The sequence below is a fragment of the Microbacterium umsixpiens genome (genome assembly GCF_053543675.1).
The window spans coordinates 1-9,096 of record NZ_JBLVOH010000079.1 but is presented as its reverse complement, the minus strand read 5'-3'; the positions used below and the strand labels follow the sequence as shown (position 1 = coordinate 9,096).

At 70.7% G+C, this 9,096-nt stretch carries 13 protein-coding genes; 6 read left to right on the top strand and 7 right to left on the bottom strand.

What is annotated here, in order from left to right; genetic code table 11:
* The coding region (locus ACNPM4_RS08160) for an AMP-binding protein (protein ID WP_448985353.1) at positions 1–510 on the bottom strand (510 nt) is incomplete at its 3' end.
* A gap of 110 nt (positions 511–620) precedes the next feature.
* Here ACNPM4_RS08160 and ACNPM4_RS08155 point away from each other — a divergent pair.
* Positions 621–1,232: a TetR/AcrR family transcriptional regulator gene (locus ACNPM4_RS08155; protein WP_029262094.1), complete on the top strand. Its 612-nt coding sequence runs from the start codon at positions 621–623 to the stop codon at positions 1,230–1,232.
* A 12-nt stretch (positions 1,233–1,244) separates the two neighbouring features.
* Here ACNPM4_RS08155 and ACNPM4_RS08150 read toward each other — a convergent pair whose 3' ends face one another.
* Together ACNPM4_RS08150 and ACNPM4_RS08145 are read right to left on the bottom strand one after the other, a co-directional pair.
* A complete protein-coding gene (locus ACNPM4_RS08150) occupies positions 1,245–2,033 on the bottom strand; it encodes a CoA-transferase subunit beta (protein WP_448985352.1) in 789 nt (262 codons plus the stop codon).
* The gene (locus ACNPM4_RS08145) at positions 2,030–2,896 is read right to left on the bottom strand and encodes a CoA transferase subunit A (protein ID WP_372467445.1); all 867 of its coding nucleotides are present in this window, start codon (positions 2,894–2,896) and stop codon (positions 2,030–2,032) included. Before ACNPM4_RS08145 ends, ACNPM4_RS08150 begins: the two co-directional genes overlap by 4 nt.
* Positions 2,897–2,988: 92 nt before the next feature.
* On the opposite strand from ACNPM4_RS08145, the gene ACNPM4_RS08140 reads away from it, so the two are divergent.
* Both ACNPM4_RS08140 and ACNPM4_RS08135 read left to right on the top strand, forming a co-directional pair.
* A complete protein-coding gene (locus ACNPM4_RS08140; RefSeq protein WP_448985351.1) occupies positions 2,989–3,711 on the top strand; it encodes an SDR family NAD(P)-dependent oxidoreductase in 723 nt (240 codons plus the stop codon).
* Positions 3,711–4,583: an aldo/keto reductase gene (locus ACNPM4_RS08135; protein WP_448985350.1), complete on the top strand. Its 873-nt coding sequence runs from the start codon at positions 3,711–3,713 to the stop codon at positions 4,581–4,583. The genes ACNPM4_RS08140 and ACNPM4_RS08135 overlap by 1 nt, the downstream gene beginning before the upstream one ends.
* Here the strand turns inward: ACNPM4_RS08135 and ACNPM4_RS08130 are convergent.
* Positions 4,577–5,014 carry a VOC family protein gene (locus tag ACNPM4_RS08130; protein WP_448985349.1) on the bottom strand — a complete coding sequence of 146 codons (438 nt, stop codon included), beginning with the start codon at positions 5,012–5,014 and terminating at the stop codon, positions 4,577–4,579. The two genes, ACNPM4_RS08135 and ACNPM4_RS08130, sit on opposite strands and share 7 nt — an antisense overlap.
* 71 nt (positions 5,015–5,085) lie before the next feature.
* On the opposite strand from ACNPM4_RS08130, the gene ACNPM4_RS08125 reads away from it, so the two are divergent.
* Genes ACNPM4_RS08125 through ACNPM4_RS08115 form a run of 3 tightly spaced genes read left to right on the top strand, consistent with a single transcriptional unit; the run spans position 5,086 to position 6,880 of the window.
* Complete coding sequence (locus ACNPM4_RS08125; protein WP_262001619.1) at positions 5,086–5,826, top strand: SDR family NAD(P)-dependent oxidoreductase; 741 nt, start codon at positions 5,086–5,088, stop codon at positions 5,824–5,826.
* A complete protein-coding gene (locus tag ACNPM4_RS08120; RefSeq protein ID WP_448985348.1) occupies positions 5,826–6,443 on the top strand; it encodes a gamma carbonic anhydrase family protein in 618 nt (205 codons plus the stop codon). The genes ACNPM4_RS08125 and ACNPM4_RS08120 overlap by 1 nt, the downstream gene beginning before the upstream one ends.
* A complete protein-coding gene (locus ACNPM4_RS08115) occupies positions 6,440–6,880 on the top strand; it encodes a nuclear transport factor 2 family protein (RefSeq protein WP_029262102.1) in 441 nt (146 codons plus the stop codon). The genes ACNPM4_RS08120 and ACNPM4_RS08115 overlap by 4 nt, the downstream gene beginning before the upstream one ends.
* Before the next feature lie 10 nt (positions 6,881–6,890).
* Here the strand turns inward: ACNPM4_RS08115 and ACNPM4_RS08110 are convergent, their stop codons facing one another.
* The 3 genes from ACNPM4_RS08110 to ACNPM4_RS08100 form a co-directional block, all read right to left on the bottom strand.
* Positions 6,891–8,000, bottom strand: coding sequence for an acyl-CoA dehydrogenase family protein (locus ACNPM4_RS08110; RefSeq protein ID WP_448985347.1), 1,110 nt, complete (start codon positions 7,998–8,000; stop codon positions 6,891–6,893).
* Positions 8,000–8,965: an acyl-CoA dehydrogenase family protein gene (locus ACNPM4_RS08105; RefSeq protein WP_262001616.1), complete on the bottom strand. Its 966-nt coding sequence runs from the start codon at positions 8,963–8,965 to the stop codon at positions 8,000–8,002. Before ACNPM4_RS08105 ends, ACNPM4_RS08110 begins: the two co-directional genes overlap by 1 nt.
* Positions 8,965–9,096: acyl-CoA dehydrogenase family protein (locus tag ACNPM4_RS08100; protein WP_448985369.1), on the bottom strand; the 132-nt coding region annotated here is incomplete at its 5' end. The genes ACNPM4_RS08100 and ACNPM4_RS08105, both read right to left, overlap by 1 nt.

Here is a 9,096-nt window from a genome sequence, read left to right as displayed (position 1 = left end):
GGTGACCGCGGATCCCGCCGCGAGGAAGTCCGACCAGGAGAGGAGGCCGTCGCCGCCTGCGCCGTCGATGGCCACGGCGGTGTGCAGGTGGGGGAGGCCGGGGAAGATCGGACCGTCGCCTCCGCGCTCGGCTGCGGCGCCGCGGAGCTGGGAGCTGTACGGCTTCCCGAGGAATCCGTCGGCGACGACCAGGCCGGTGGCGCGGGATCGCGCGAGGATCTCCGCGGCTTCATGGCCGGTGAAGCGCGTGTTCAGGGGGACGACGGCGATGCCGACCAGCTGAGCCCCGAGCATCGCCAGGATGAACTCGTGTCGGTTCGGCGCCCACAGGCCGATGCGGTCGCCCGGCTCGATGCCCTGTGCGAGGTAGGCGCGGGCGACGGAGCGCACCCGGTTCTGCAACTCGGCGTAGCCGATGACCACGTCGCCGTCGACGATGGCCGGATGGTCGCCGAGGGCTGCCATCTCCGCGAGGAGGGCGGGCACTGTCGTGGCTTCCGAGACTGTCATGGACGTCCTTTCCAATATCATGCGTACACTCCGAGTGGATGTTTCGGGAAAACGCTCACATGCGGCACACTTGAACAAGCGCTTGTGAGATTCTCTGTGAAGGAGCAGCAATGGCAACGACCAAAAGCGGGGGCCGGCAGGAGCAGAGCTCCGAACGCCGCGACCAGATCATCTCGATCGCCGCGCGCCTGATCGCCAAGCGCGGATACTCCGCCACGACGGTTCGAGACATCGCCGATGAAGCGGGCATCCTGTCCGGCAGCCTCTACCACCACTTCTCCTCCAAGGAAGCGATCCTGCAGGAGATCCTCCACAGTTTCATGGCGGGCCTGCTGGGCCGCTTCGAAGAGATCGTGGCCGAGGGGGGAAGCCCCCGTGACATCCTCGACAAGCTCATCGCACACGCCTTCGCGACGATCGAGAGCCAGCCCGACGCGGTCGGCCTGTACCAGAACGAGCTGTCGTTCCTCGCCCGTCAGCCCGGCTTCGAGTTCCTCGGCGAGAACAGCGAGCGCATCGAGGCGCTCTGGCTGGCGCAGATCACCGAGGGGCAGAAGGTCGGCGTCTTCCGCGATTCGATCGACGCTCCCATCGCCTACCGCTTCATCCGCGACGCGGTGTGGTCGACCGTCGCGTGGTACCGGCCGGGGCGCGGGCACACCGCGTCGACCCTGACCGACAACTTCCTGGATCTGCTCCACAAGGGCCTCCTCGCCGACTGAGTGGATTCCGCGTCAGTCCGCGACTTCGCGGGTGCGGGTGCCGCGCGGGTCGAGGACTTCGCGGATCAGTCGCAGCTCCTCGGCATCCGGTGTGCGCGTGAGCGGCGCATCCGTCGCATCGAGGGGGAACCCCGTGCTTTCCACCACGGACTGGGGGTCGACGCCGGGGTGGACGGAGAGTACGGTGACGGTGCCTTCGTCGTCGTACCCGAGCACGGCGAGGTTCGTCACGATCACGCCGAGGTGGTGATGATCGAGGCCGGCCTCGCGTGCGCGGTCGTTGCCGACGCCCGAGACCATGTCCACCGAGGGGACGAACACGCGCGTGCTGTGGCGTGAGATCCAGTAGTCCACGCGGTGGTTCGCGGTGTTCCCCGGTGCTCCTCGGACGCCGATGAGCTGGCGGGTGGGGCGGGCCCAGTCGCCGATGAGCGAGATGTTCTGGTTCCCGAACCGGTCGATCTGACTCGCGCCCATCATGCTCTGACGTCGGCCGGTGGCGAGGATGTCGAAGATGCGCCGGAACGGCGCCCACCCCTCGATCGTCGGCTGCGGGGCCTCCGGGTCGCCCGGCTGCGGCGGGCCGCTCAGGAAGAACGCCTCCCCGTCGCTGAGGACGAGATCCGGGGCGGTGGTGAGCTTCGCCAGCCGCGCACCCAGCGCGGGGATGATGCCGACCGCGTGCGCGAGGATCTCGCCCGACTCCCGGTACGTGTCGGCGCAGGCCGCGATGCAGATCTCGGCGTTCGTCGCTCCGGCCGTCGCAGAGGCGATGCCCGCGGTGGTGGTGTCGGTGGTCATGACTCTCCTCGGTCGGCGTGGAAACGGGCGACGGCGGCGTGGTAGCCGGCCTCGTCGGTCTGCAGGAACGTCTGCTCGAACTCGGCCCAGGCATCGGGGTCCTTGGCGGAGGCGGCGTAGTGCTTCTGGAACGCTTCGTCGCGGTCGTAGTCGGGCGCGCACGTGGTGAAGTGCGCACCGCGCGGCGCTTCGACGACGGCCGAGGCGTAGATGCGGCTGAAGAGCAGCGTGTGGAACGAGCCCTCATCGAGCAGCGCCGAGGTCGGGACGACCTTCTCGGCGGAGACGATGGTGCGCTCGGCCGCCATCGCGAACAGATCGTCGAAGTAGGGGTCGGGCCCCAGGTATTGGGCGTTCCCCTGTTCGTCGGCCCGGTTCACGTGCACGAGCGCGACGTCGAGCGAGAGGGCCGGCATCGCCACGTACTCGGCGTCGGAGTAAGGCGAGCGCACCGTGCGCAGGCGCGGGTTGGCCGGGAGCACGTCGGAGCCGAGGCCCGCGCGGATGGGCAGGAAGTCGAGCCGGGCATTCGCTGCGCGCAGGCCCGCCACGAACATGCCCTCGTCGTACTCCTCGATCTCCAACCCGCCGCGCTCCCTGGTCCGGGTGAACAGTGGATCGAGCGGAATGCTGTCCAGGGAGACGAAGCCGTACACGAGGCGGCGGATGCGTCCGGCGGCGGCGAGGAGGCCGACGTCGGGGCCGCCGAACGCCACCACGGTGAGGTCGGTGATGTCGCGTCGGAGGATCTCGCGCACCAGGGCCATCGGCTTGCGCCGGGACCCCCAGCCGCCGATGCCGATCGTCATCCCGCTCTCGATGGTGGCGACCGCCTCCTCGATGCTCACCCGCTTGTCCGACATCCCCGCTCCTTCGCGTGACCGGCGCTAAACCTAGCGCTTGTTTGGGAATCACAGTAGCATGCCCGGGAGGACGAACAGCGAGGGAGCTGCGCATGACCGCACAGTCGATGGCAGAGCACGTGGTGGTGACCGGCGGTGCCAGCGGGATCGGCGCCGCCGTGGTGGACCTGCTCCTCGCTCGCGGGTGCCGGGTCACCGTCTTCGACCTCGCGCCGAGCGCACGAGCAGAGGTGGAGACGCGGATCGTGGACGTCCGTGACGAGACCGCCGTCGAAGCGGAGATGGACGCGGCATGGGCGCTCGGCCCGGTCGCCGGGCTCGTCGCCTGCCACGGCATCCGTGGCGCGTTCGTGCCGGCGCTGGAGATGGATCTCGACCGGCTCCGCCTGCTGTACGACGTGCACGTCGTGGGGACGCTCGCCGTGTCGCGCGCGATGGTGCGGCGCCTCGACGGTGCTCCGGCGTCGATCGTGATGGTGTCGTCGACCACCGCCTACCGCGGCTGGGCGAACCAGGTGGACTACGGCCCGGCGAAGGCCGCGGAGCGTCAGTTGATGGAGAACCTCGCCGTCGAGTGGGCGCCGCGGGGCGTGCGGGTCAACGCGGTCGCCCCCGGCCACACGCTGACCCCGATGGTGCAGGACATGGTCGACGGCGGATACGACCTCGAAGCCGTCGAGAAGCGCACGCCACGAGGACGGCTCGCGGACCCGGCCGAGATCGCCGGCGCGATCGTGTGGATGCTGTGCGACGCCACGCACGTGATCGGCCAGTGTCTTCCGGTCGACGGCGGGTGGACGGTCGTGGGGCGGTGATGCCGGTCCGCACGATCGGCGACCTGCGCGTCTCGGCGATCGGGATGGGGGCCATGACCCTCACCCAGCTTCCGGACGCCGACATCGAGCGCGGTGTCCGAGCCGTGCACGCGGCTCTGGATGCCGGTATCACCCTGTTCGACACCGCTGACTCCTACGGTCCGACGGGAGAGATGGGGGTGAACGAGCGGGCTCTGATCGCGGCTCTGCGGCAGCGTCCCGATGCCCTCGATCGTGTGGTCGTCGCGACCAAGGGCGGGCACACGCGGGGGCCGGCGGCGACGTGGTGGGTCGACGGTTCGCCGGAGCATCTCGCCGCCGCTGCCCGTGCTTCGGCGCAGCGCCTCGGCCTCGACGCCCTCCCGCTCTATCAGCACCATCGCCCCGATGTGAAGGTGCCGTTCGAGGAGTCGATGGGCGCGATGCGCCGACTCGTCGACGACGGCGTGGTCGTGCGTGTCGGGGTCTCCAATGTGGACAGCGCGCAGCTCGACGTCGCGAAGCGCGTGGTCGGTGCGGCATTGGTCAGCGTGCAGAACGAGTACTCGGTGCTCGAGCGTTCCGGCGATGAGGTGCTGCGCCGGTGCGAGGAGCACGGCCTGGCGTTCCTCGCCTGGGGGCCGCTGGGCGGAATGCGGGCGGCGAAAGGCCTCGGTGGTGCGGCGGCCGCGGCGGCCGCGGTGGCCGAACGGCACGGCGTGAGCCCGCAGAGGGTGGCGCTGGCGTGGCTGCTGTCGCGATCGCCGGTGCTGATCCCGATTCCCGGGGCGAGTCGTCCGGAGAGCGTCCGCGACTCCGCGGCGTCCGCCGATCTCGTACTCGACGGCGACGATCTGCTCCTGCTCGACGGGCAGTCGGGGGAGGGTCAGTGAGGTTCCTGCAACAGCTCGACCCGCACCTCATCGGGGCCGAGCACGTACACGTACCGGTAGCCCTCGAGCGGCCCGGCCGTCGCGGTCATGATCTGCGACAGCGGGCGGTGTCCGAGGGCGGCCAGGCGGGCGAGGCTCGCCTCGATGTCGGGCACCACGATGGCCGGGTGCGCTGCGCCGATGTGTCCGTTGTCGGGGTCGATGCGCGGGGTGTCCGCGCCGCGGTACTCGGCGAGCTCCAGGAACACGCCGTCGGCCAGTCGGATGAAGGTCAGCAGGATCTCGACGCCCGGATACCCCGTCGCCGCTTCGACCGCGGGCCCGCTCTTGGCGAGTGGGCCGATGACCTCGCCTTCGGTCGCGGCTCGATAGAACGCCGTCGCCGCGACGGTGTCGCTGACCGTGATGCCGATGTGGTGCAGCCGGGGCATCCCGTCTCCCTCTTCTCAATCGCACGCTATACAACCAAATGCTTGTTTGATAACTATCGCGGAGGAAACCCATGAAAGCAACGCCCGTCATCGACCTCACCGGCCGCGTCGCCGTGATCACCGGAGCCGCCGGCGGTCAGGGGCGCGCGCACGCCGCGCTGTTCCATGATCTCGGCGCCGACCTGGTGCTCACGGACCTCGACGGCGCGGCCGTCGCCGAGGTCGCCGCGGCCTATGGGGACCGCGCGATCGGTCTCGCGCACGACGTCTCCTCGGCGGACGCGTGGTCGCAGGTGGCCGATGCGGCGCAGAAGAGGTTCGGGCGCGTCGACGTGCTCGTCAACAACGCCGGCTTCTGCCCGGAGGGGCCGCTCGCCGAGACCTCGGAGCGCGTCATCCGCCTCACGCTCGATGTGAACCTGATCGGGCCGATGCTGGGGGTGCAGGCGCTGCTGCCCCTCATGGGCGAGGGGGCGTCCATCGTCAACATCGCCTCCACCGCCGGCGTCGCCGGCTACGCGAACCGCGTCCCCTACTCCGCCTCGAAGTGGGGGCTGCGCGGGGTATCCCGCGCGCTCGCCCGGGAGCTCGGCGGCAGCGGTATCCGTGTGAACACCGTGTGCCCCGGCGCGGTCGACACCCCCATGATCACCGAGGACACCCGCGCCGGCGTCGGCTTCATCTCGCGCATCCCGATCCCGCGTGCCGGTCGACCGGAGGAGATCTCGAACCTCGTCGCCTACCTCGCCAGCTCGGCGAGCAGCTACTGCACCGGGCAGGACTTCATCATCGACGGCGGTCAGGTCGCCTGATGCCCAGTTACGCCTTCGACGGGGTCGTGCCGGTCGTCGATCCGACCGCGTTCGTGCACGAGACGGCCAGCCTGATCGGCGACGTGATCATCGGGCCCGGCTGCTACATCGGACCGTTCGCGAGCCTGCGCGGCGATTTCGGGCGCATCGTCGTCGGCGAGGGGTCGAACGTGCAGGACTCGTGCGTGATCCACGCCTTCCCCGGTGCGGACGCCGTGCTGGAGCCGAACAGTCATGTCGGACACGGGGCGGTGCTGCACGGCTGCCGCATCGGATCGTTCGCGCTCATCGGCATCGGAGCGACGGTGCTCGACGGTGCCGAGATCGGTGCGGACGCGCTGGTGGGGGCGGGCGCCGTCGTGACCGCGGGCACGGTGATCCCGCCGGGGTCGAAAGCGCTCGGTGCTCCGGCCCGCGTCGTCGGGCCGCTCGACGAACAAGCCCTGGCGTGGAAGCGCAACGGGGTGCGGATCTACCAGGATCTCGCGCGTCGCAGCCGCGAGACCCTGCATCCGGTCGAGCCGCTCTCCGCCGCCGAACCAGCCCGACGCCGCACCTCCTGGTCGCCGGACGCCGCGACGCCGCTGCACCGGAAGCGGGCGGAGGAGCCCGCGTGAACGAGACCTTCGACGACTGGCTCGCGATCACGCACACGATCGCCCGTTACGGTCGGCTCGCCGATCAGCGACGCTCGGGGGAGATGGCCGACCTGTTCACACCGGACGGACGGATGCTGATGTTCCGTCCCCGGGCGGACGAACCCGCGGAGTCGCCGGAAGGGCGCGAGCAGCTGATCGCGGCCTTCGACACCCTCGCGGCCTTCGTCGTGACCAGCCACGTGCTCTCGCCGAGCGACGTCGAGATCGACGGGGAGTCGGCCCGGGCGCACACCTCCTGCATGTCCCATCACGTCCGCGAGACGGCGGAGGGGCGGATGCGCTTCACGCTCGCCGACCGCTACGAGGACACCCTCGTGCGGCGGGAGGGGCGCTGGTTCTTCCAGGAACGCCGCAAGTACACCGATTGGACCGAGTCCGCTCCGCTCCGGCGCTGACCCGCGAGTCTCAGGCCGTCGCGAGCGCCCAGTCATCCGCGTGCTCGCGCTGCTCGCGAGCGGTGCCGAAGAGCCGGCCGAGGGAGTGCGCGCGCTTGAAGATCAGGTGCGCGTCGTGCTCCCACGTGATCGCGATGCCGCCGTGCAGCTGGATCGTCTCGGCGGCGACGTGTTCGAGCGCCTCGGAGCACGTCGCCTTCGCGATGGTCGCGAGCTCGAAGCGGTCGGCGGCTCCGGTGGCGAGAGCATCGGATGCTGCGCGCGACGCGGTGCGTGCGACCTCCACCTGCACGTGCATGTCCGCCAGGCGGTGCTTGATCGCCTGGAACGATCCGATCGCGCGTCCGAACTGCACCCGCTGCTTCGCGTATGCCACGGTCTCGTCGAGGGCACGCGCGGCGGTTCCCGCCTGTACCGCGCTGATCGCCGCGAGCGCGAGCGCACGCACGGTCTCCAGGACGCCCGAGTCGACGGCTCCGAGGGGTCGCGCTGCGACCGCGTCGAAGCGCAGCGTGCCCAGGCGCAGGGTCTGGTCCATGGTCGGAGTGTCCTCGCGGACCACGGCCTCGGTGTCGATCACCTCGAACAGGCGCGGGCCGTCGGAGGTCTGAGCGACCACGAGCAGCACGTCGGCGGTGGCGCCGTCGAGGACGAACCCGCTCGCGCCGCTGAGCTGCCAGCCCTCGCGGTCCTCGGCGTGGACGTCGACCCGCTCCGGGGCGAAGCGTCCGTCGGGAGCAGCCCAGGCGAGAGCGGCTGACGATGATCCCTCGGCGATGCCGGGGAGCAGCCGGGCGGCGGCATCCGCGTCGCCGGTGGTCAGGATCGCCTGCGCCGCGATCGCGACCGAGCCGAGATACGGGGAGGGGGCGAGCGAGTAGCCGATCTCCTCCAACACGAGCTGCGCCTCACGGAGAGTGAAGTCCGCGCCGCCGAACTCCTCGGGGATCGCCATGCCGGCGATGCCGATCTCCTCGCACAGCAGGCGCCACAGGTCGGTGTCGAAGCGCTCGGTGCTCGCTATGGCACGACGGGTCGCCGCGCTGTCGGCACGCTGGCTCAGGATGCCGCGCACCAGGGCCACCAGCTCCTGCTGATCCTCATCGGGTTCGAATGACATCACCGCTCCTTCGGGAGGATATCGCGGGCGATCCGTGCCCGGTGGAACGCCGGGGTGCCCCAGGCCGCAGACAATGCCGGGGCGAGGCCGAGCCAGATGCGCAGGGTGTGCTCGGCGGTGTAGCCGATCGCCCCGTGCACCTGCAGCGAGGTGCGGGCGGCGAGCAGCGCGGCATCACCCGCGGCGACCTTCGCGGCCGATATCGCCCGATCCTCGTCGGGTTCGTCGGCACGCAGGGCGGCGTTCCACACGAGCGGACGGGCGAAGCTCAGGGCGATGCGCACATCCGCGAGCTGGTGCTTGAGCGCCTGGAACTCGCCGATCGGGCGGCCGAACTGCTCACGCACCTTCGCGTACGACACCGCTTCCGCCAGCATCCGCTCTCCGGCGCCGACCAGAGTGGCCGCGGCGGCGAGGCTCGCCTCGTTGAGAGCCGCCTCCAGCGCGCCGGGGCCGAGGGGTGTCGCGTCGCCGGTCGGGGTGAGCCGGGCGAGACGCCGGGTCGGGGCGACCGAGGTCAGCTCCTCTCCGATCTCGCCGCGATGCAGGGCGCCGTCGCGCACGAGGTACCGGTGCGATGCGATGGTCGCGTCGAGGGCAGCCGGGGCCGTGCCGTCGACCGCGGCGGTCGCGATGGCTCCGGCGGCGAGGTCGGCCCTCGTGTCGTCGTCGACCAGGGCGGGCAGCAGGGCGACCGTCTCCAGGTACGGCCCGGGAACGCCGTGGTACCCGAGACGCTCGAACACGACGACGAGGTCGCTCAGCGTTCCGCCGAAGCCGCCCGCGTCCTCGCTCACCCGCAACCCGAGCAGGCCGAGCTCGGCGAACTGCTCCCACAGGGCGAGGCCCGGGGCGGTGTCGCCGTCGGCCCAGCTGCGGGCCACATCCGCGCCGCCGGCCCCGTCGACGATCTCATCGATGGCCTCGGCGAACGCGACCTGTTCTTCGGTGGGCAGGAACCGCATCATGCGCGCCTTCCGTCTCCGCCGCGGGGGAGTCCGAGGATCCGCTCCGCGATGATGTTGCGCTGGACCTCGTTCGTCCCCGCGTAGATGGGGCCGGCGAGAGAGAACTGGTAGTCGTCGACCCAGCGTCC

Coding starts and splice junctions, on each gene's coding strand:
- ACNPM4_RS08155 (WP_029262094.1), top strand. CDS start 621: ATGGCAACGACCAAAAGCGGGGGCCGGCAGGAGCAGAGCTCCGAACGC.
- ACNPM4_RS08150 (WP_448985352.1), bottom strand. CDS start 2,033: ATGACCACCGACACCACCACCGCGGGCATCGCCTCTGCGACGGCCGGA.
- ACNPM4_RS08145 (WP_372467445.1), bottom strand. CDS start 2,896: ATGTCGGACAAGCGGGTGAGCATCGAGGAGGCGGTCGCCACCATCGAG.
- ACNPM4_RS08140 (WP_448985351.1), top strand. CDS start 2,989: ATGACCGCACAGTCGATGGCAGAGCACGTGGTGGTGACCGGCGGTGCC.
- ACNPM4_RS08135 (WP_448985350.1), top strand. CDS start 3,711: ATGCCGGTCCGCACGATCGGCGACCTGCGCGTCTCGGCGATCGGGATG.
- ACNPM4_RS08130 (WP_448985349.1), bottom strand. CDS start 5,014: ATGCCCCGGCTGCACCACATCGGCATCACGGTCAGCGACACCGTCGCG.
- ACNPM4_RS08125 (WP_262001619.1), top strand. CDS start 5,086: ATGAAAGCAACGCCCGTCATCGACCTCACCGGCCGCGTCGCCGTGATC.
- ACNPM4_RS08120 (WP_448985348.1), top strand. CDS start 5,826: ATGCCCAGTTACGCCTTCGACGGGGTCGTGCCGGTCGTCGATCCGACC.
- ACNPM4_RS08110 (WP_448985347.1), bottom strand. CDS start 8,000: ATGTCATTCGAACCCGATGAGGATCAGCAGGAGCTGGTGGCCCTGGTG.
- ACNPM4_RS08105 (WP_262001616.1), bottom strand. CDS start 8,965: ATGCGGTTCCTGCCCACCGAAGAACAGGTCGCGTTCGCCGAGGCCATC.